The sequence below is a fragment of the Bradyrhizobium sp. genome (assembly GCF_030697065.1).
GTDB lineage: Bacteria > Pseudomonadota > Alphaproteobacteria > Rhizobiales > Xanthobacteraceae > Bradyrhizobium.
The window spans coordinates 1-20118 of record NZ_JAUYQU010000046.1; the positions used below are offsets into that span (position 1 = coordinate 1).

The window sequence follows — 20118 nt, forward strand, 5'->3', positions numbered from 1 at the left end:
AAGGGAACGGTGTTCGCGCTGATGAAGATCAATCCCGAAGCCCTGGTCTTTACCTTGCCGCCGGCCGATGGCGTCATCCTGACCACGCGCTTCCGGCAATCCGTGCTCGGCGATGAGGCGCTCTACAACTGAGCCGGGATACAGATAAGCGCGGCGCTCAGCCCGCCAGCTTGATGTTCCAGAGGCCTTCCTTGGCCAGTTGTGCGATCTCGGCAAGAACCAGCGCCGAGATGGTGCTGGTGGCGATCGATGACGGGCGCGCGATCGGCGACGCCAGCAGGAGTTCGCGGGAGACCGACGGGTTCACCAGCGCTGCCATCTCCAGGCGTTTGGCCGCCAGTTCGGCGCGGATCGCGGACGCCGGCAACAGCGTGTAGCCCAGGCCCTCTTCCATCAGCGCGATCTGGGCGCGGTAGGAATCGGCCTCCATCATGGTGTTGAGCGTCAATTTCTTGCGCGCGACGGCCTTTTCCAGCAGCGCCCGCAGGCCATGCGAGATGCTGGGCAGGATCAGCCTTTGCTCGACCAGCCATTCCAGTTCGACCTGCTTTTTCTTTCCGAGGCCCGACCCCGGCGGACCGACCACCGCGAGATCCTCGTGGCCGATCGAATGCACCGACAGATGCAGGTCATCGGCGGGGCCGTAGGTGATGGCGAGGTCCATTTCGCCGCGGTGCAGCCATTCGACCAGATGGCCGCCATAGCTTTCGACGATCCGCAGCGAGATGTCGGGCAGATCCGTGATGATGCGGCGGGCCAGCCGTCCCGACAGCACGGCGCTGACGGTCGGCACCAGGCCGAGGATGACCCGTCCGGACGGTTTGCCGCTGGCCGACTGGATATCGTCGCGCACCTGTTCGATCTGACGCACCAGGCCGGTGGTGCGGTCGAGCAAAATCTGGCCGGCGCTGGTCAGCAGCATGCCGCGGCCGTTGCGGATGAAGAGCTCGACCCGAAGCTCGTGCTCCAGCAGTTTGATGTGCCGGCTCAGTGCCGGCTGCGCGGCCCGCAGCCGGTCGGCCGCCTTGCTCAGGCTTCCGAGCTCCGCGACCGCCCGGAAGGTACGCAGTTGCTTGAGATCCATCCGCTACCCAGGTTCTGTTCTCAGGCCTTGGCCTTCCTGGCGGCCTTCTTGACCGGTTTCGCGGCCGGCTTCTTGGCCGGCGGCGGGGTCTCGGCCGCATGGCGCATCGAGCGGGCGTAGCTGTCGGCGGCGTTGTCGGCGGAAATCTGCAGCCGCCTCGCGGCGGCGGCGGCCTGCTCCATGGTGCTTTTCGCCATCAGCTTCAGCTGGGCCTTGGCCTCGCTGTTTTTCGCCTTGGCGGCCAGACCGGCGTAGCGATCCCGCCGCTTTTTGGCGGCCGCCATCAGGCCCTTGTATTGCTGCTTCGCAAGCTGCCGGATTACGACATCCAGATCGGCGTCCGCCATTTCTTATTCCTCAGTTGCCATCGAGGCATTCCGTTCGATCGACTATGCAATTGCCGAGAGTGCATTGCAAATAGGCGTCGCGCGGCATCCGCCTCAGTTCCCCGGCCCGTAGCGCCGCAGCGCCTCCAGGGTCAGGCCTTTGCCGACCGCACCAAAGGTGTCGCCTTCGACGATCCGGGCCGACGGCAGCGCCCTGATGATGGCCTTGCGGACATGGGCGAGCCGCACCGAGCCGCCGGTCAGGAACACGGCGTCGATAGCGCCGGCGGACAAGCGCGCCTGGGCCAGACAGATCTTGATGCGGGCCGCGATGCGCTCGGCCAGTTGCCTAGTATGGCTGACCAGATCGGGCCGGCCGATCTCGGCGGCGAGCCCGGGCGCGACCCATTGCAGGGGGATATCGGCCCGGCGCGCGTCGGACAGCGCGATCTTGGCGTCCTCGACCTCCATCGCCAGCGTATGCCCGCGCTGTTCGTCGACCACCCGCACCAGCCGGTCGAGCAGTTCGGGCTCGCGGGCCTCCTGACGGACCTGGCGAATGTCCGCGATCACGCGCGGCTCGTACATGCGGTTGATGTTCGACCAGGTCGCGAGGTCGTGGAAATAGCTCGAGGGCACGTCGAGGCCGGGCCGCTTCATGGCGCTGCCGAAGCCGAACAGCGGCATGACGACGCCGAGGCTGAGCTGGCGGTCGAAATCGGTGCCGCCGATCCGCACGCCGTCATTGGCGAGGATATCGGAGGAGCGGTCGACCTTGCCGTGGCGCTGCGGCCCCAGCCGCACGATCGAGAAATCCGAGGTGCCGCCGCCGATATCGGCGATCAGGGCGATTTCCTCCGCCGTGATCCCGCGCTCATAATCCAGCGACGCCGCGATCGGCTCGAACTGGAAGGTGACCTGGTCGAAGCCGATTTCGTGGGCGATGTCGCGCAGGGTCTGCTCGGCCCTGGCGTCGGCGTCGTCGGCATTGTCGACGAAGTGCACGGGACGGCCGTGCACCACGTCGCGCAGTTCGCGGCCGGTGGCCTGTTCGGCGCGCCGTTTCACCGCCCCCAGATAATAGGCGATGACGTCGCGAAAGCTGGTCCGTTCCCGCCCCAGCCACGTGGTCTCGTCGATCAGCGAGGTCCCGAGCACCGATTTGAGGCTGCGCATCAGCCGGCCCGGCGCGCCATCGACATAGCTCTCGATCGCCTTGCGGCCGATCAGCACCGCGCCGTCGGTTTCATAGAAGATCGCGCTCGGAATCGTGGTCTGCCCGGCCTCCAGCGCCACCAGCGCAGGCGCGCCGCCTTCGATCGTGCCGAGCGTGGTGTTCGACGTTCCGAAATCAAGTCCGCAGATCGACATGGGCGCTCCCTGGGGAGCGTCCGTCTACACAGTAAGGTGCCGCCAATCCACCTTTATCTTGGCGCGTGATCGAGGCGAGGCTTGAAAACAAGCCGCATCGTCCTGAAATTCGACAAGGTCCGTCCACAGATCAATTTGTTTCGTGCCGCGGGTTGATGAAACGAGCGGCGATGGTTCATAAGCGTCCTCCCGCGGCGGGCGATTCACCGATCGTGAGGGTTTCAAGAAGGATTGCGCGTGGCAAACATCTATCGGCAGATTGCGGAAGAACTCGGTGTTCGCGAACAGCAGGTCGAGGCGACGGTGACGCTGCTCGACGGCGGCGCCACGGTGCCGTTCGTGGCGCGCTATCGCAAGGAGATCACCGGCGCGCTGGACGATGCGCAGTTGCGCACCCTGGAAGAGCGCCTGAACTACCTGCGCGAACTCGAGGAGCGCCGCACCGCGATCCTCAATTCCGTCCGCGAGCAGGGCAAGCTCGATGCCGCGCTGGAAGCCGCCATCCTCGCTGCCGACAGCAAGGGCCGCCTGGAAGACATCTATCTGCCGTTCAAGCCGAAGCGCCGTACCAAAGCCGAGATCGCCAAAGAGGCGGGACTGGAGCCGCTGGCCGAATTGCTGCTGACCCAGCCGGAGAACAAGCCGTCGACCGTGGCAAAACCGTTCGTCGATGCCGAGAAGCAGGTGCCCGACACAGCGGCCGCGCTCGACGGCGCGCGCGCCATACTGGTCGAGCGCTTTGCCGAGGACGCCGATCTGATCGGCAGCTTGCGCGAACAGGTCTGGTCGAACGGCCTGCTGACGTCTACCGCGCGCCGGGGCAAGCGGACCGAGGGCGAGAAGTTCAAGGATTATTTCGAATTCAGCCAGGCGCTGACCAAGCTGCCGTCGCATCGCATCCTCGCCATGTTCCGCGGCGAGAAGGAAGAGATTCTCGACCTGCAGATGCTTCCCGAGCCGGTCGCCGCCACGCCGGCGGCCATCAGTTCGCACGAGATGAAGATCATGCAGCGCTTTGGCATCTCGGATCAGGGCCGCCCCGGCGACAAGTGGCTGGTGGAGACCGTGCGCTGGGCCTGGCGCACCAAGATCCAGGTGCATCTCAACATCGATCTGCGGATGCGGCTGTGGGACGCTGCCGAACAGGAAGCCGTGCGCGTGTTCGCGTCCAATCTGCGCGACCTGCTGCTGGCGGCGCCGGCCGGCGCGCGCGTCACCATGGGGCTCGATCCCGGCTTCCGCTCCGGCGTCAAGGTTGCGGTGGTCGATGCCACCGGCAAGGTGGTGGCGACCACGGCGGTCTATCCGCATGAGCCGCAGAAGCGCTGGGACGAGGCGCTGGCGACGCTTGGAAAGCTCGCGGTGGCGCACCGCGTCGACCTGATCGCGATCGGCAACGGCACCGCGTCGCGCGAGACCGACAAGCTCGCGACGGAGCTGGTAAAGCTGCTGCCGGATCTGAAGATGTCGAAGATCGTGGTGTCGGAGGCCGGCGCATCGGTCTATTCGGCCTCGGCCTTTGCGTCCGAGGAATTGCCGGAACTCGACGTCACCCTGCGCGGTGCGGTCTCGATCGCGCGGCGGCTGCAGGACCCCCTGGCCGAACTGGTCAAGATCGATCCCAAGGCGATCGGAGTCGGGCAGTACCAGCACGACCTCGGCGAAAGCAAGCTGGCGCGCTCGCTCGATGCCGTGGTCGAGGACTGCGTCAACGCCGTCGGGGTCGATGCCAACACCGCCTCGGCGCCGCTGCTGGCGCGGGTGTCGGGCATCGGCTCCGGGCTGGCGCAAAGCATCGTGCAGCACCGCGACGCCAACGGCCCGTTCAAGTCGCGCAAGGCGCTGAAGGAAGTGCCGCGGCTGGGCCCGAAGGCGTTCGAGCAATGCGCAGGCTTCCTGCGCATCCAGGGCGGCGAGGACCCGCTCGACGCCTCCGGCGTGCATCCGGAAGCCTATCCGGTGGTGCGCAAGATACTGACCGCGACCAAGAGCGACATCAAGGCGCTGATCGGCAATGCCGAGATCGTGCGCCAGCTGAAGCCGCAGGCCTTCGTCGACGATACGTTCGGTTTGCCGACGGTGACCGACATCCTGCGCGAACTGGAAAAGCCCGGCCGCGATCCGCGTCCGGCCTTCAAAGCCGCGGTGTTCAAGGAGGGCGTCGAGACCCTCAAGGACCTCAAGAAAGGCATGATCCTCGAAGGCACCGTCACCAACGTGGCGGCGTTCGGCGCCTTCGTCGATATCGGCGTGCACCAGGATGGGCTGGTCCACATCTCCGCGATGTCGAAAACCTTCATCAAGGATCCGCGCGAGGTGGTGAAGTCGGGCGACATCGTCAAGGTCAAGGTGCTGGAGGTCGAGGTCGCCCGCAAGCGCATCGCGCTGACGCTGCGGCTAGACGACGAGACCGGCGCCAAGGGCGAGCGCAAGCAGCAGGAACGGCCGCGCGACATCTCCGCGAAGTCGATGACGTCGTCGTCACCGGCCAAGCCGCAACAGCAGCCCGGCGGCGCGATGGCCGACGCCCTGCGTCGCGCCGCGGAGAAAAACGGCGGTCCCAAAGTCTAGTCTTCTCCCCTCCTTCCACGCGCCCTTGCGCGTGGCGGGGAGGGGTCGGGGGCGGGGGGTCTATCAGCGCATACGACGCGAGTCGTCCGCGAATATCAGTAGTGAGATTGCGCCATTCAACTGGCAGCGAGTTCGCCGAGGCGCCCCCCACCCCCGACCCCTCCCCACCACGCGGCGAAGGGCCGCGCGGGGGGAGGGGAGAAGCGCGCGACGGACATATCGCAAGCGGCGCGCTATACCTCGCCGTCGACAACTCCGCGATCCCGCAAGGAAACCCATGCCCGCCTTACCGACCTCAACCACCGTGCTCGACTCCATCCTGTTCCGCGACGCCTTCGGCACCCCCGCCATGCGCGAGGTGTTTTCGGACTTCAGCCTGATCTCCCGCTATGCCGAGGTCGAGATCGCGCTGGCGCGGGCCGAGGCGCGATGCGGCGTGATTCCGGTCGAGGCAGCGGAGGAAATCGCCAAACGTACCGACGTCGCGGCGTTCGATTTCGATCTGCTGCGCCGCGAGACCGATATCGTCGGCTATCCGATTCTGCCTCTCGTCCACCAGATGGCGAAGCAATGCGGCGAGGCCGGGCGCTACGTGCACTGGGGCGCCACCACGCAGGACATCATGGATACCGCCGTGGTGCTGCAGCTGCGCGCCGGCCTTGACATCATCGGGCGGGATATCGCGGCGCTGCGCGAAATCCTCGCCGACCTGTCGAAGCGCTATCGCGATACGCCGATGGCGGGCCGCACCCATCTGCAGCAGGCGCTGCCGGTGACGTTCGGCTACAAGACCGCGATTTATCTGGCGATGTTCGACCGCCACGCCGAGCGCCTCGAACAGTTGAAGCCGCGCCTGCTGGTCGGCCAGTTCGCCGGCGCCGCCGGCACGCTGGCCTCGCTCGGCGACAAGGGGTTCGAGGTGCAGCAGGCGCTGTGCGAGGAACTCGGCCTCGGCGTCCCCGTCTCCACCTGGCACGTCGCGCGCGACGGCTTTGCCGAAACCGTCAACTTCCTGGCGCTGGTGACCGGCTCGCTCGGCAAGATCGCGCTCGATATCATGGTCATGGCCTCGACCGAATTCGCCGAGCTCTACGAGCCCTTCGTCAAGGGCCGCGGCGCGTCCTCGACCATGCCGCAGAAGCGCAATCCGATCTCGTCCGAACTGATGCTGGCGGCCTCCAAAGCGGTGCGGCAGCATGCCGGCCTGATGCTGGACGCAATGGTGCAGGACCTCGAACGCGCCACCGGGCCATGGCATGCCGAATGGATCGCCATTCCCGAGAGTTTCGTGCTGACCGCCGGCGCGCTGCACCAGGCGAAATTCGCATTGGCCGGCCTCGTGGTCGACGAGAAGCGGATGGCCGACAATCTCGACATCAGCCGCGGCCTGATCGTCGCCGAAGCCGTGATGATGGGACTGGCGCCCGAAATCGGCCGGCAGGAGGCGCACGATGTTGTCTACGACGCCTGCCGGCGCGCCAACGAAAGCGGCCTGACGCTGGCGGACGCGCTATCGGCGGACCCGCGCGTGACCGACCGCATCGATCGCGCCACGATCGATCGGCTGACCTCACCGAAGAATTATCTTGGCCTCGCGCCTGGCATGGTGGATCGGGTGTTGGCGATGTCTCGTCGTTGAGGGCTGGATTTCGCGAGGACTGATGCCCGATGGCGGTTGGAACCGGCCTCATGGAGTTGATCGGGTCGCTTGCAACGACAAAGCCGCTCTCGTTGTGTGCATGCGCCGCCGCCCCAGACGGCCCCACCCCGGGGCGACATGAAAAGGTGGGACCGCTGGCCGGCGCAGGCGTCGGCGGGACGCCGGCGCATCGACAAAACAGATACGGCGCAAGCGGCTGAAAAATTCAGTTCAGGAGATTAAATCATCTTCATATTCCGTTTCGAGGCGAGGCCGGTGCCGGATTGTCGGCGGCTGTTGCCGTCGGGAACAGATCAACTGGAACCTCCGCTCACCTGTTGGCTTGCTGCCCCAGTATTTGGTAGCGGACGCCATATCGATTTGCGCACGTTCTGGCGGTTGTCTGTTGAGTGGCGGTCATCTGGTTCATGTAAGATGCCGGAATCTGGTAGACCCTCGATTTATCCAGGTCCGCGATCTGCATTCCTGCAAAGAATGTTGCCAACAGCGCTGCACAAGTCATGTGAATTTCAGTCCTTTGGGTGTCACGTTCAGCCACACGCCAAGCAGGGCAGTTCCATCTCAGGAGCTTGGTAATGGAACCGGCGTTCGGCGAAGCGCCGGCAGGACACCGTGCCGACACTACAGGTACGGCGTCGGTTGCCAAAAATTTCAGTTCTGAAATTAAAACATGTTCATGCAGATCGTTCGGCACCGGTTATCGGCGCGTACGGGTCGATCGCCATGAAGTTTCAGGGTCAGCGCGCGATCAGATGGACCGGCGGTGGTCCGCGGCCTCGCGAGGGGCTGAAATAAGCAGTGCGTGACCTCGCCTTGGCACTATCAAGAGGCACACCAGTGCAGTTACGATGCCTGGAGGGAGACTGCCTACCCCGGCATTCAATGATCACGAAAGCGGCCAGATTGCGTCTGTCTTCCCCCGCACGGTAGTTTCGCCGCACGTCCCGACCCAAGGAAGCTTGTAAGGAAGCATATTATGTCTCGTTTTTCCGTTACTCGATTTGCCTGCATCGCCGCTACGGTCCTTTTCAGCAGCGGTGCGATATTGACGCCCATCACCGCCGGGGCCGCGCCGGTGTCCGCGGCTGACAAGGCTGCCGTCAAGCAGGCGATCGTCGCATGCAAGGCGGAGGCCAAAGGCAAGAAGGTCAAGTGGCTCTCGCGCCGGAAATACGTCAACCAGTGCGTTGCAGAAGGACTCAAGGGCCGCCCCAACATTGACGTCAATCAAATGCTCAAGGACCATCCGGATATGAAGGATCTCCCCAAGGAGCAATTCGACGCGACTTAGGCCAACGCGCCGATGCCGGAGGCCGCCTCGCTCGGCCGCCTCCGCCGGCTCTTGCACCCCGCAAAGACAGGTTTAGATAGAGCCTCTCACCTGCAGAGGCTCCGCCATGACCGTCCACGAACGCAACATCTCGGCATCGATCGACCCTGTCAAACTCGACCGTCTCGCCGAGGTCGCCATCCGGATCGGGCTGAACCTGCAACCGGGGCAGGACCTGCTGCTGACGGCACCGAGCGTGGCTCTGCCGCTGGTGCGCAGGATTGCCGAGCATGCCTACAAGGCCGGCGCCGGCCTGGTGACACCGATCCTGTCGGACGAAGAGATCACGCTTGCGCGTTACCGCTTCGCGCAGGACCACAGTTTCGATCGCGCCGCTGGCTGGCTCTATGAGGGGATGTCGAAGGCGTTCTCCGCCAACACCGCGCGGCTCGCCATTGTCGGTGACAACCCGATGCTGCTGGCCGGGGAGGATCCTGCGAAGGTTTCGCGCGCCAGCAAGGCCAATTCGATGGCCTATCAGCCGGCGCTGGAGAAAATCGTCGGCTTCGACGTCAACTGGAATATCGTCGCCTATCCGAGCCCGGCATGGGCGAAGCAGATGTTTCCGGGCGACGAGGAGGATGTCGCGGTGGCGAAGCTGGCCGACGCCATCTTTGCGGCCTCGCGCGTCGACAATGACGACGCGGTCGCATCATGGAAGAAGCACAATGCCGTGCTGCGCGAGCGCACCGAATGGCTCAACGGCCAGCGCTTCAGCGCGCTGAAATATTCCGGGCCGGGCACCGATCTCACCATTGGCCTGGCCGACGGCCATGAATGGCAGGGCGGCGCTTCCACGGCGAAGAACGGCATCGTCTGCAACCCCAATATTCCGACCGAGGAAGTGTTCACCACCCCGCATGCGCGGCGAGTCAGCGGCCATGTCGTCAGTTCCAAGCCGCTGTCCTATCAGGGCAGCCTGATCGACGACATATCCGTGCGCTTCGAGGATGGCCGCATCGTCGATGCCAAGGCCTCGCGCGGCGCCGAAGTGCTGAACAAGGTGCTCGATACCGACGAAGGCGCGCGCCGGCTCGGCGAAGTGGCGCTGGTGCCGCACTCCTCGCCGATCTCGAAAAGCGGCCTGCTGTTCTTCAACACCCTGTTCGACGAGAATGCCGCCTGCCACATCGCGCTGGGCCAGTGCTATTCGAAATGTTTCGTCAATGGCGGCAGCCTGACGCCGGAGCAGATCGCCGCCCAGGGCGGCAACAAGAGCCTGATCCACATCGACTGGATGATCGGTTCTGATAAGACCGATATCGACGGCGTTCATGCCGACGGCCGGCTGGTGCCGGTGTTCCGCAGGGGCGAATGGGCCTGAGATAGTTAACGGGCGGCGCGAGCCGTCGCCAGAAGCCAAAGCGGGCACATTTGGCCCCTGATGGCGTCGATTGCGCCAGGCGCCCTGCAATGTGGCCGATCTTGCATGCAACCTTGGCCATGGCGTTTTCGCCGCTATTGGCCTAAAGCACGTCCAACTCAATCAAATCAATCATCCCACGCGGCTGTGGATCTGCCAGGCACGCGAGCTTCAACCGATCCGGTTCGAAGCCGTATTCGGCTTTTCAGCGCTGGCGCCAACCAAGGTTTTTCATTTCGTGACATTCTCAACCACCAGTCCGCCGCTCGCCCGGGCCCTGACCGAGCGCAACTACGATTCCGCCACCGCGGTGCAAACCGCCGTGCTGGCGGACGCCGCGGTCGGTCGCGACCTGCTGGTCTCGGCGCAAACCGGCTCGGGCAAGACCGTCGCCTACGGGCTGGCCATTGCAAAAGACCTGCTCGGCGATGCCGAGCGGTTCGAGCGGGCCACTGCGCCGCTCGCGCTGATCGTGGCACCGACCCGCGAACTGGCCCTGCAGGTGCATCGCGAACTCGCCTGGCTCTATCAATATGCCGATGCCCGCGTGGTTTCCTGCGTCGGCGGCATGGACCCGCGCGCCGAACAGCGCCAGCTGGCGGCGGGCGCCCATATCGTGGTCGGCACGCCCGGACGTCTTTGCGACCATTTGCGGCGCGGCCGTCTCGATGTCTCGCAGTTGAAGGCCGTCGTGCTCGACGAGGCCGACGAAATGCTCGATCTCGGCTTTCGCGAGGATATGGAATTCATCCTGAAGACAACCCCGGCCACCCGGCGCACGCTGTTATTCTCGGCGACGCTGCCGCGCGGCATCGTCGCCCTTGCCAAGGCCTATCAGCAGCAGGCGTTTCGCGTCGAGGTCGCGGGCGACGAGGGCGGTCATGCCGATATCGAGTACCGCGCCATCCGGATCGCCGCCGCCGATGTCGAGCACGCGGTGGTCAATGTGCTGCGCTACTTTGAATCGCCGGGCGCGCTGGTGTTCTGCAACACCCGCAACGCGGTGCGGCATCTGCAGGCGACGCTGTCGGAGCGCGGCTTCTCCGTGGTAGCGCTGTCGGGCGAACTGACCCAGAACGAGCGCACCACGGCGCTGCAGTCGCTGCGCGATGGACGGGCGCGTGTCTGCGTCGCCACCGACGTTGCGGCGCGCGGCATCGACCTGCCGAACCTCGACCTCGTCATTCATTCCGACCTGCCGAATGATGCCGAGGTGATGCAGCATCGCTCCGGCCGCACCGGCCGTGCCGGCCGCAAGGGCGTCAGCGTCTTGCTGGTGCCGCCGGCGCGCAAGCGGCGCGCGGAACTGCTGCTGAATCTCGGCGGCATCGACGCGGTCTGGGGCACGGCGCCAACCTCGGAAGAAATTCGCAAGCTCGACCAGGAGCGGATGCTGAAGGACACGCTGTTCGCGGAGGAGACCACGCCGGAGGATCTGGTGCTGGCGCAGGCCATGCTGGCCGAGCGGTCGCCCGAGGAGATCGCCGCCGCACTGGCGCGGCTCTACCGTGCGCGGCTGCCGTCGCCTGAAGACATTCTCGATCCCGGCCAGGGCGCCGGCCGGTCGCGCGATATCGGCAGCCGGGAACAAGGCGGCCGGCCGCAGCGCGGCGACGATCGCGAGGCCGCGCCGCGCGGAAAGCCCGGGAAATCCTCGCCGCGTCACGGCGGCATGGCGGAGGGCAGCGTGTGGTTTCGCGCCGCCATCGGCCGCAAGAAGAACGCCGAAGCGCGCTGGCTGCTGCCGATGATCTGCCGCCGCGGCGGCATCGACAAGCATGACATCGGCGCCATCCGCATCATGGATACCACCACCGAGTTCGAGATTTCGAAGGCCGCGGCGGAATCCTTCGCGGCGATGATCCGGCGTCCCGACAAGGAAGACAACATCCGCATCGAGGCGATGTCGGAGGCGCCGCAGGGCCAGCCGGCGACGGAGAAACGTTCCTATCCGCTGCGGCACGAAGCCGCAGCTCCCGAGCGCGCCGATCGACCGAACGATCGTTTCCGTGACGGGCGCGGACCGAAGCCGCGCGACAAACCATCCGGCGGAAGCGGGCCCGGCTTTGCGAGGGATCCGGGCTTCGACAAGAAAAAGAAATATGCGCACAAGCCCGCCTACGCCGGAAAGCCGCCGCATGCCGGCGCCGGCGACGCGAAACCCGCATTCGGCAAGAAGAAAAAGAAGAACCGCGCCGGCTGAGGCGGCGCGAGGTTGGACGGGATCCCCGACACGATCGACGCCGCGAGGAGATGATTCCTCGAAACCTGCCGGGTCGCGGTCAGCCGAGTTTCAACCGGTAAAAATCCGTCGCCGTGGCCGAGAACAGCGCGGTCCTCTCCGCCTCGCTGTATTGCGCTGCGATGCGCTTGAAGGCATTGAAGATCACTTGGTAGCTGCACTGGCCCTTGTCGGGCGGAAAGTTGCTCTCGAACATCGCGCGGGTGGGGCCGAAGGCCTCGATGCAGGTCTCGATATAGGGACGCCATGCCGCGGCGGCCGCTTCCGACGATGGTGGCATCGGGCGCTCGTGAAAATCGTAGCCGAGCAGCCGCATCGCCAGCCCGCCGAGTTTGACCGAGACGTTGGGGCACTTTGCGATATCCTGGATCGAGGCCTTCCACACCGCAAAGGTCTCCTCGCGCTTGCCGGCGAAGCGGCCGATGCCGACCGGGCCGCCGCAATGGTCGAGCATGATCCGCGTGTCCGGAAAGGCGCGGGCTAGATCGGTCAATTCCCCGATCTGCGGATGAAACAGCCAGGCGTCGAAACTCAGGCCGAGCGGAGCCAGACAGGCAAAACCTTGGCGGAAGGTGGCATCGAGCAGCAGGCCCTTCGGCCGCTTGGCATACATGCCGGCGACCTCGAATTCTGCATCCCATGCCGAGGAGTGGCGGATGCCGCGGAAGCGGCCGCCGCCGGCGGCGATTTCTGCTTCCAGCACCGGCCTCGCGCCGTCGCCGAGCAGCAGATTGACATGGCTGACGATGCCGGCATTGATCTGCGCAGGACCATAGCCGCCGCTGGCGCTCATCGCCGCGACGCCATTGGCGAATTCGACTTCGCCGACCGGGCGGAATGCCTCGGGTCCGCCGGCGCGGTACATCGAGCGGCAATCGACATAGACGGTCGCGACAATATTGTGGCCGGAGGCGATGTCGGCGGCCATCTCCTCGATCATGTAGCGCTGGCCGCCGCGGTCCCAGAGATGATGATGCGGATCGACGATGGGACGCTGCGGATCGATCACTTCCTCGGTGTATTGCGCCAGCCAGTCCTCGCGCGGATCGGCATAGAGCCCGCTGGTCGAGGCCGCGGCAGTACTGCTGGCCATTGCTTCACTCCCCGATTTTTGTTGCTGTTGTTGAGGTCCCGCGGCCGGTACGTCAAACCCCGTCGAGGATGATCACCGTCGGCGTCGCCGGCAGCGTCTCCCTCGATATTTTCAGGGTTCGATCGCCGCGCCGGTCGATCTCGAATTGCTGGCCGATCCTCTGCATGAAGTCCTCGAGCGGGGTCATGAAGCGATGCATCGGCAGCACCACCGAGGAGCGGAGCCGCCGCGTGATCTCGGAAATGCCGTCGAGCGACATCGTATAGGTGCCGTCGATCGGCACCATCAGGATGTCGATGCGGCCGATCTGGGCGAAATGGCTGTCGTCGAGCTTGTGGTGCAGGTGGCCGAGATGGCCGATGCAGAGGCCGGCGACCTCGAAGATGAAGATCGAATTGCCGTCCCTGACCAGCGCGTTGTGGGTGTCGTCGAACGTGTAGGGGCGGATGTCGGTGGTGACGTTGCGGATGTAGACGTCGCCGATCCGCTTGTTGACATAGGCCGGCTTGCCGTCATCGCCCCAGCCGTGCAGCACATGGGTGATGCCGCGGTCCGGAGACAGCGAGTAATGCGTGGAGTGGGCGCGGTTCATGGTGACGACGTCGGGCAGGCGGCCGATCTTGTAGGCGCCGCTGTAGTCGGTCGCGATCCGCACGCCGTCGCGGGATTCGATATAATAGGTTGAATGGCCGGCATAGCTGATCGTCACCTCCTCGGCCTTCGCAGCTGCAAGCCGCAGGCTGACCGGGGTGGCGCGCGGCGGCGCATTCGCCATCGCCAGACATTCGCTGCGCAGCGGCTGTTGTTGCTGGGCGGCCGCCGGCGCCATCAGCGCAGCCAGCATGGCAATGACGACAGGCAAGGATCGCAGCATGGCACGCCCCGTGTTCCGGTGTCCGGCGCCGCACTGTATCGCCGATTTCCGCGGCCGTCATGGCGGCTGCAGGCTGGAACAAGATGTCGCGGTTGAAATTGTCGCAGGCCGGAATTCTGGCGGGTGCCGCCACATTTTCCGCTTGGCTCCGCCGCCCCATAAGAGATTAAGCTGGGCGATGCCGCCAGGCCTGGACCGATCGATCGCAGTTCTCGATCCGGGCACGCCACACGGTAGTTGCATCGGGGGAGTCCATTTTGACGCGTGCATCCTCTTCCCATCGGCTGGAGCCGTTGCACCGCGTCGATGCCGGCGTGCTCGACGTCGCCTATTTCGAGGCGGGGCCGCCGGACGGTCCGGTGGTCATGCTGCTGCACGGCTTCCCCTACGACATCCACGCCTATGTCGACGTCGCCCCGATACTGGCGGCGAAGGGCTGCCGCGCCATTGTGCCCTATTTGCGCGGGTACGGGCCGACCCGTTTTCGCGATCCGGCGACGCCGCGCTCCGGGGAGCAGGCGGCGTTGGGCGCCGACCTGATCGCCCTGATCGATGCGCTCGGTATCCAGCGTGCGGTTTTCGCCGGCTACGACTGGGGTGGCCGCGCCGCCTGCGTCGGCGCTGCGCTATGGCCGGAGCGTTGCGCCGGCCTGGTGTCGCTCAACAGCTACAATATTCAGGATATCGCCAGAGCCATGGAGCCGGCCGGCGCCGAGCGCGAGGTCGCGTTCTGGTACCAGTATTATTTCCAGCTGGAGCGTGGCCGCGCAGGTCTCGCCGCCAACCGGCGCGAGATCGCGAAAATTCTCTGGCGGCAATGGTCGCCGAACTGGGCCTTCGACGATGCTACCTTCGAGCGTTCGGCCGCAGCCTTCGACAACCCCGACTATGTCGACGTCGTGATCCACAGTTACCGTCATCGTTACGGGCTGGCCGAGGGCGATCCGCAATATGCGGGGCTCGAACGACGGTTGGCGGCGCAGCCTGCGATTTCGGTGCCCGCCATCACGCTGGACGGCGCCGGCGACGGCGTGTTCCCCGCCAATGACGGCAGCACGACCGCGGCGAAATTCACCGGCCCGCGCAGCCATCGGGTGATCCCGCGCGCCGGGCACAACCTGCCGCAGGAGGAACCCGAAGCGTTTGCGGCGGCGGTGATGGAGTTGATCAGGGCGTAGGTGGAGTTTGATTGCTTTGCCACGGTCGAGCGAAGCGCCAGCGATCCGGTCCGCGGACGCTCTGGCTACGCCTGCCGCACCCCCCTTCAAGGGCGCCGTCCAGTGGTTCGACTTCAATCCCGTCGTGGGCTGATCTTCCACGTCACCGCGACGATCGCCGCGGTCATCACGCCGCTGATCAGCCCGGCGACCGGCAGCGCCATCGCCAGTACCGCGGTGGCGGCCCAGCCGATCGAGGAGAAGGCTTCGGCGAAGGTCGCGAACCGCGAGGAAGTCTGGCGGCTGCGGAACTGGCTGCGCCTGGCCTGCACACGGAACCAGTGCTGGATCGCGGTGGCGGATGCCGCCGCGACGATGATGCCTGATGCGGTGACCGCCGCCTGCAGCGGCGCGGCATAGGCCAGCGCCGCCAGCAGCGGCGCGAAGATCACGGCGATCGCGATCATCACCACCTCGATCTTGGCGCGGGTGACGCGTGACGCCGGCAACGGCGCGGTCGCCACCAAATCGGGGGCGTCTTCGCCCGAAATCGTCAGCCAGGCGAGGCCGCCCGCGAGCTGGCCCGCGGCCATCACGATGACGGGCGTGATCAGCATGAGCGCGGCGTCGCTGTCGGCGAAGCTCTTCCACAGTAGCAGCGCCGGGGGCACCAGATACAGCAACTGCATCAGGCTCTGCGACAGCAGCCAGGGATCGCGCTTCAACAGCACGAATTCCTTCCAGCGCAGCGCCTGCTGCCGCGACCCGGCGCGAAACGCCTTTTTGTCTAAGCCCTGATGGGCGGTGGCGGGGTTGGCCGAAGCGCTGACGACGGTATCGGCAAAGCGCGGCGAGAAGATCGCCATCACGGCGCCGAGCAGCACCAGACCGCCGGCCAGCAGGCACAACAGCGCCTCGCCGTCGCCGAGCGCCGCGCGCGCCGGCCACCAGACGAGGCTGTCGAGCGCCGGCGCAAAGGCCGCCGCGGCATCCGACGTCAGCACCGCGAAGCGCGACAGCGTGCCGTAGGACAGGATCGCGGCAACCTGCAGCGCGATGACGAAACCGGCGCCGATCACGGCGGCGAGGATTTGAGCCACCAGCCGGGTGCGGCTCGGGCCGATCAGGCGGAACAGCACCACCGTGACGGCGATCGCGACTGCTGCCGAGGTAAGACCAATGGCGACCACCACGCCGAACGCGGCCAGCCAGCGCCACCCGCCGCCGAACACAAGGACATCGACGAACGGCGTCGACAGCAGCAGCGCCATCGCGATCACCTGCAGCGCGATCGCCGCGATGCGCACCGAAAACACGTTGGCCAGCGCGACCGGCGACGACATGATCAGGTCGAGATCGGCGCGGGCGTAAAACACCCGCGTCACCGATTCGATGGCCTGCGACAGCATCAACGCCCATGCCAGCAGGATGGTCGCGGTGATGACGATCAACGCGGGTTTATCCAGCGGCTCCTGCAGGTCGGCAAACCGGCCGATCACGGCGTAGGCCGGCAGGTGCATAATCGCGGCGAAAACGAGCAGCCCGATGATCGCGGTACGCTTGCGTCCCTTGCGGCCGGCGGCGAGCATCGCCAGCCCCTCGCGCCATGCCAGCCGGATTTCGTGCCGGGCAAACCAGGTCAGATCCGCTGCCGAGCTCATGCCGCGGCGGCCTCGGTGTCGACCAGCGCGATGAACATGTCCTCGAGGCTGGTGTCGTTGCGGCCGTTCTGCTGGCGCAGTTCGGTCAGCGTGCCCTCGGCGATCAGCCGTCCCGATGCGATGACACCGATCCTGTCCGCCATCCGTTCGGCCACTTCCAGAATGTGCGTGGTCATGATCACGGTGCAGCCTGATCGCACCCGGTCGCCGAGCAGGCCCTTGACGTGACGCGCCGACACCGCGTCGAGGCCGGTGAGCGGTTCGTCGAGGATGATCAGGCGCGGGTCGTGCACCAGGGCTCCTGCCAGCGCAACCTTCTGCCGCATGCCCTTGGAAAACCCTCCGCAACGCTCGTGCAGATGCGGTTGGAGGCCGAGCGAGACCAGCAGTTCGCGCGCCGATGGTTCGGAAACTGCGGGATCGATGCCCCAGAGTCCGGCGACGAAGGCGAGATATTCCAGCGGGGTCAGTTTGTCGTAGACCATCGGCTCGTCCGACACCCATGCCGTGATCTGCTTGGCGGCGACGGGATCGGCCAGCGCATCGATGCCGAGCACGGACACCGAGCCGGCATCGGGCCGCAGCAGGCCGGCCACCATGCGCAGCGTCGTGGTCTTGCCGGCGCCGTTGGGCCCGAGCAGCGCATAGAACTCGCCGGTTCGGACGGTGAGGTCGAGCGCGTCGACTGCGAGGCGGTCAAAACGCTTCGTTAACCCTCGTAGCGCCAGCGCGGATTCATCGGGCTTCATGTCGGGGCGATCCAGCCATTGCACGGGATCCGCACCATGGACCGAAGAACTTTCGGCACGGTGAATCGAGGGCGGCAAATCCCGCCGATACACGGGTCCGCCCGGAACGGATCGAGACGTTGCACAAGACTGCGGCATTTGTCCGCAACCGGCCGCGGGGGCGGCAACCAGCGTCAAGTTGACAGGGATCAATGCTTTGGGCTGTATACGGCCGGCTGTTCGCAAGCGCCTCGAAACAAGCGATGCGGGCAGCGACTGGACACAAGATGCGGCAAAGGCGGTCAATAGAATCGCCGCGCATCAGGGGGAGGGAATTCGGCAATGCTGGACTTTGTTCAGCAGTTGGTGAGCGGTATTGCGCTCGGCTGCGTCTACGGCCTAATCGCGCTCGGCTTCGTCCTGGTATACAAGGCGACCGAAGTCGTGAACTTCGCGCAGGGCGACCTGATGATGCTGGGCGGATTCTTCGCCTTCACTTTCATCGGCATTCTCGGCCTCAATTACTGGATCGGTTTCGCCGGCGCCGTGGTGGCGATGGCGCTGTTCGGCATGGCCGCGGAGCGGGTGGTGGTACGCCCGATCCTCGGCTATCCGCAATTCTCCATCATCATGGCGACGATCGGGCTGGGATTCTTCCTGCGCTCCGTCGCCGGCATGATCTGGGGCACCGACGACCTTAAGATCGAGACGCCGTTCAGCCAGGGCGTGCTGCGGATCGGCAGCCTCGTGCTCGCCTATGACAAGCTCTCCGTGATCGCGGCGACCATTATCCTCTGCGCGATGCTCTATCTGTTCTTCAACCGGACCACGCTGGGCACCGCGATGCGGGCGAGTTCGGAGAACATGCTGGCGGCCTATTACATGGGCATTCCGGTCAAGCGCGTGGTGTCGATCGTGTGGGCGATCTCGGCGGCAGTGGCGACCGCGGCCGGCGTGCTGCTGGCACCGATCACCTTCATCCATTCCAATGTCGGCCTGGTGCTGGGGCTGAAGGCGTTTCCGGCAGCGGTGCTAGGCGGCTTCGGCTCGATCCCCGGCGCGGTGGTTGGCGGCATACTGATCGGGGTAATCGAAAGCATGGCCGGCTTCTATCTGCCGCAGGGATGGAAGGACGTCGCGCCCTACATCGTGTTGTTGCTGGTGCTGCTGCTCAAACCCGAGGGCCTGTTCGGCCATCACGCGCGCAAGAAGGTTTGAGGGGCCAGCCATGCGTTTCATGTTCAAGACCGATTATGAAGACGACATCAAGCTGTTTCCGCACGGCGGCTATATCGTCACCTACGGCGTTCTGCTGGCGTTTCTGGCGGTAGCACCCTTCGTTCTCTCCAGCTATCTCGTCAGCCAGATGGTCTTCGTCTTCATCTACGCCACCGTCGGCGTCGGGCTGATGATCCTGACCGGATTCACCGGGCAGGCGTCGCTCGGGCATGCCGCCTTCCTCGCCATCGGCGCCTATACCGCGGGGTATCTGCAGCAATACGACGTGCCGTTCCCGGTGTATTTCCTCGTCGCCGGCGTGCTGACCGGCGTGGTCGGGGCGATGGTCGGTTTCCCGGCACTGCGGCTGCAGGGCATCTATCTGGTGATCGCGACGATTTCCTTCGCCTTCATCATCGAGGAAATCCTGGCGCGCTGGGAAAGCGTCACCCATGGCAACGAGGGCATGCGGGTCAAGGCCGTGCAATTCTTCGGCTCCACGGTGTCGCGCGACAGCCCCTCGTTCTACTTCCTCTGTCTCGCGGTGCTGGCGCTGGCCATTCTCGCCACCCTCAATTTGCTGCGCTCGCCGACCGGACGCGCCTTCGTCGCGATCCGCGACAGCGAGACCGCGGCCCGCAGCATGGGCGTCAACGTATCGCTCTACAAGGTCAAGTCGTTTGCCATCTCGGCGGCGATCACCGGATTCGCAGGTGTGCTGTTCGCCCACAAGATGTCCTTTATCAGCCCGGAAATGTTCACGCTGCAGCTCTCGATCGAGTTCATCATCGTGATCCTGATCGGCGGTGCCTTCAGTCCGCACGGCGCCGTGCTGGGAGCGATCTTCATCGTGATGATCGATCCGTTCCTGACCTATCTCAAGGACGACGTGCCGGGAATGATTGCCGCCGTCGCCGCCACCTTTGGCGCCGGCGCCGAGACCGCCGCTGCGGTCAAGAGCAACGTCGCCGCGTTCGCTTCCGCCAATGGCCTGAAGGGTGCGATCTACGGCGTGATCATCGTGCTGTTCGTGCTGTTCGAACCGCTCGGCCTTTACGGCCGCTGGTTGAAGATCAAGCTCTTCTTCCAGCTTTTCCCGCTCTACAAGCGCGCCACCTTCAAGCGGCAGAAGATCTACGTCAAATCGGAGCGTAACCGATGAGCTATTTCCGCGCCGAGAACCTGTCGCTGCATTTCGGCGGCCTGAAAGCGGTTGACGCGGTTTCCTTCGCCGTGGAGAAGGGCGAGATCCTGTCGATCATCGGTCCCAACGGGGCCGGCAAGAGCTCGATCTTCAACCTGGTGTCGCGGATCTACAACCCGACATCGGGCCGGATTTTCTTCGAGGATCAGGACATCACCGAGGAACCCGCCTTCGGCATCGCCAGGCTCGGCATCGCCCGCACCTTCCAGAACATCGAGCTGTTCGAGAATGCCACC

General features: G+C 65.2%; 17 protein-coding genes. 9 read left to right on the forward strand and 8 right to left on the reverse strand.

The window, feature by feature from the left end; translation table 11 throughout:
• Positions 1 to 157 precede the first annotated feature (157 nt).
• From Q8R73_RS03145 to Q8R73_RS03155, 3 genes are all read right to left on the reverse strand, one after another.
• Positions 158 to 1084 (reverse strand): LysR substrate-binding domain-containing protein, encoded by a 927-nt coding sequence (locus Q8R73_RS03145; protein WP_305718095.1) that lies wholly within the window; start codon positions 1082 to 1084, stop codon positions 158 to 160.
• A gap of 20 nt (positions 1085 to 1104) precedes the next feature.
• Positions 1105 to 1431, reverse strand: a complete 327-nt coding sequence (locus Q8R73_RS03150; RefSeq protein WP_305718096.1) for a hypothetical protein — start codon at positions 1429 to 1431, stop codon at positions 1105 to 1107.
• A 93-nt stretch (positions 1432 to 1524) separates the two neighbouring features.
• Entirely contained in the window at positions 1525 to 2781 is a 1257-nt protein-coding gene (locus tag Q8R73_RS03155; protein WP_305718097.1) for an Hsp70 family protein, read from the reverse strand.
• Between the two features lie 237 nt (positions 2782 to 3018).
• On the opposite strand from Q8R73_RS03155, the gene Q8R73_RS03160 reads away from it, so the two are divergent.
• The gene (locus tag Q8R73_RS03160; protein ID WP_305718098.1) at positions 3019 to 5352 is read left to right on the forward strand and encodes a Tex family protein; all 2334 of its coding nucleotides are present in this window, start codon (positions 3019 to 3021) and stop codon (positions 5350 to 5352) included.
• Positions 5353 to 5629: 277 nt separating this feature from the next.
• Positions 5630 to 6991 carry an adenylosuccinate lyase family protein gene (locus Q8R73_RS03165; RefSeq protein WP_305718099.1) on the forward strand — a complete coding sequence of 454 codons (1362 nt, stop codon included), beginning with the start codon at positions 5630 to 5632 and terminating at the stop codon, positions 6989 to 6991.
• 331 nt (positions 6992 to 7322) lie between these two features.
• Here Q8R73_RS03165 and Q8R73_RS03170 read toward each other — a convergent pair whose 3' ends face one another.
• Entirely contained in the window at positions 7323 to 7706 is a 384-nt protein-coding gene (locus Q8R73_RS03170) for a hypothetical protein (protein ID WP_305718100.1), read from the reverse strand.
• A 282-nt stretch (positions 7707 to 7988) separates the two neighbouring features.
• Here Q8R73_RS03170 and Q8R73_RS03175 point away from each other — a divergent pair, with 282 nt between their 5' ends.
• From Q8R73_RS03175 to Q8R73_RS03185, 3 genes are all read left to right on the forward strand, one after another.
• Positions 7989 to 8303, forward strand: coding sequence for a hypothetical protein (locus tag Q8R73_RS03175; RefSeq protein ID WP_305718101.1), 315 nt, complete (start codon positions 7989 to 7991; stop codon positions 8301 to 8303).
• Between the two features lie 106 nt (positions 8304 to 8409).
• Positions 8410 to 9666, forward strand: coding sequence for an aminopeptidase (locus Q8R73_RS03180; protein WP_305718102.1), 1257 nt, complete (start codon positions 8410 to 8412; stop codon positions 9664 to 9666).
• A 277-nt stretch (positions 9667 to 9943) separates the two neighbouring features.
• Positions 9944 to 11908, forward strand: a complete 1965-nt coding sequence (locus Q8R73_RS03185) for a DEAD/DEAH box helicase (protein WP_305718103.1) — start codon at positions 9944 to 9946, stop codon at positions 11906 to 11908.
• A gap of 79 nt (positions 11909 to 11987) precedes the next feature.
• Here Q8R73_RS03185 and Q8R73_RS03190 read toward each other — a convergent pair whose 3' ends face one another.
• Together Q8R73_RS03190 and Q8R73_RS03195 are read right to left on the reverse strand one after the other, a co-directional pair.
• Positions 11988 to 13040, reverse strand: coding sequence for an amidohydrolase (locus Q8R73_RS03190; protein WP_305718104.1), 1053 nt, complete (start codon positions 13038 to 13040; stop codon positions 11988 to 11990).
• A 52-nt stretch (positions 13041 to 13092) separates the two neighbouring features.
• Positions 13093 to 13914 (reverse strand): MBL fold metallo-hydrolase, encoded by an 822-nt coding sequence (locus Q8R73_RS03195; protein ID WP_305718105.1) that lies wholly within the window; start codon positions 13912 to 13914, stop codon positions 13093 to 13095.
• A gap of 257 nt (positions 13915 to 14171) precedes the next feature.
• Between Q8R73_RS03195 and Q8R73_RS03200 the strand changes: the two genes are divergently transcribed.
• Positions 14172 to 15092, forward strand: a complete 921-nt coding sequence (locus tag Q8R73_RS03200) for an alpha/beta fold hydrolase (RefSeq protein WP_305718106.1) — start codon at positions 14172 to 14174, stop codon at positions 15090 to 15092.
• 113 nt (positions 15093 to 15205) lie between these two features.
• On the opposite strand, the gene Q8R73_RS03205 is transcribed toward Q8R73_RS03200, so the two are convergent.
• Together Q8R73_RS03205 and Q8R73_RS03210 are read right to left on the reverse strand one after the other, a co-directional pair.
• Positions 15206 to 16732 (reverse strand): permease, encoded by a 1527-nt coding sequence (locus tag Q8R73_RS03205; RefSeq protein ID WP_305718107.1) that lies wholly within the window; start codon positions 16730 to 16732, stop codon positions 15206 to 15208.
• Positions 16729 to 17481, reverse strand: a complete 753-nt coding sequence (locus Q8R73_RS03210) for an ABC transporter ATP-binding protein (RefSeq protein ID WP_305718108.1) — start codon at positions 17479 to 17481, stop codon at positions 16729 to 16731. The genes Q8R73_RS03205 and Q8R73_RS03210 overlap by 4 nt, the downstream gene beginning before the upstream one ends.
• Positions 17482 to 17802: 321 nt before the next feature.
• On the opposite strand from Q8R73_RS03210, the gene Q8R73_RS03215 reads away from it, so the two are divergent.
• From Q8R73_RS03215 to Q8R73_RS03225, 3 genes are all read left to right on the forward strand, one after another.
• The gene (locus tag Q8R73_RS03215) at positions 17803 to 18678 is read left to right on the forward strand and encodes a branched-chain amino acid ABC transporter permease (protein ID WP_305718109.1); all 876 of its coding nucleotides are present in this window, start codon (positions 17803 to 17805) and stop codon (positions 18676 to 18678) included.
• A 10-nt stretch (positions 18679 to 18688) separates the two neighbouring features.
• Entirely contained in the window at positions 18689 to 19840 is a 1152-nt protein-coding gene (locus Q8R73_RS03220) for a branched-chain amino acid ABC transporter permease (RefSeq protein WP_305718110.1), read from the forward strand.
• Positions 19837 to 20118: ATP-binding cassette domain-containing protein (locus Q8R73_RS03225; RefSeq protein WP_305718111.1), on the forward strand; the 282-nt coding region annotated here is incomplete at its 3' end. The genes Q8R73_RS03220 and Q8R73_RS03225, both read left to right, overlap by 4 nt.

Excerpts from the sequence above, each read along its gene's own strand:
- Q8R73_RS03145 (WP_305718095.1), bottom strand. The coding sequence starts at position 1,084 with ATGGATCTCAAGCAACTGCGTACCTTCCGGGCGGTCGCGGAGCTCGGA.
- Q8R73_RS03150 (WP_305718096.1), bottom strand. The coding sequence starts at position 1,431 with ATGGCGGACGCCGATCTGGATGTCGTAATCCGGCAGCTTGCGAAGCAG.
- Q8R73_RS03155 (WP_305718097.1), bottom strand. The coding sequence starts at position 2,781 with ATGTCGATCTGCGGACTTGATTTCGGAACGTCGAACACCACGCTCGGC.
- Q8R73_RS03165 (WP_305718099.1), top strand. The coding sequence starts at position 5,630 with ATGCCCGCCTTACCGACCTCAACCACCGTGCTCGACTCCATCCTGTTC.
- Q8R73_RS03175 (WP_305718101.1), top strand. The coding sequence starts at position 7,989 with ATGTCTCGTTTTTCCGTTACTCGATTTGCCTGCATCGCCGCTACGGTC.
- Q8R73_RS03180 (WP_305718102.1), top strand. The coding sequence starts at position 8,410 with ATGACCGTCCACGAACGCAACATCTCGGCATCGATCGACCCTGTCAAA.
- Q8R73_RS03190 (WP_305718104.1), bottom strand. The coding sequence starts at position 13,040 with ATGGCCAGCAGTACTGCCGCGGCCTCGACCAGCGGGCTCTATGCCGAT.
- Q8R73_RS03195 (WP_305718105.1), bottom strand. The coding sequence starts at position 13,914 with ATGCTGCGATCCTTGCCTGTCGTCATTGCCATGCTGGCTGCGCTGATG.
- Q8R73_RS03205 (WP_305718107.1), bottom strand. The coding sequence starts at position 16,732 with ATGAGCTCGGCAGCGGATCTGACCTGGTTTGCCCGGCACGAAATCCGG.
- Q8R73_RS03210 (WP_305718108.1), bottom strand. The coding sequence starts at position 17,481 with ATGAAGCCCGATGAATCCGCGCTGGCGCTACGAGGGTTAACGAAGCGT.
- Q8R73_RS03215 (WP_305718109.1), top strand. The coding sequence starts at position 17,803 with ATGCTGGACTTTGTTCAGCAGTTGGTGAGCGGTATTGCGCTCGGCTGC.
- Q8R73_RS03220 (WP_305718110.1), top strand. The coding sequence starts at position 18,689 with ATGCGTTTCATGTTCAAGACCGATTATGAAGACGACATCAAGCTGTTT.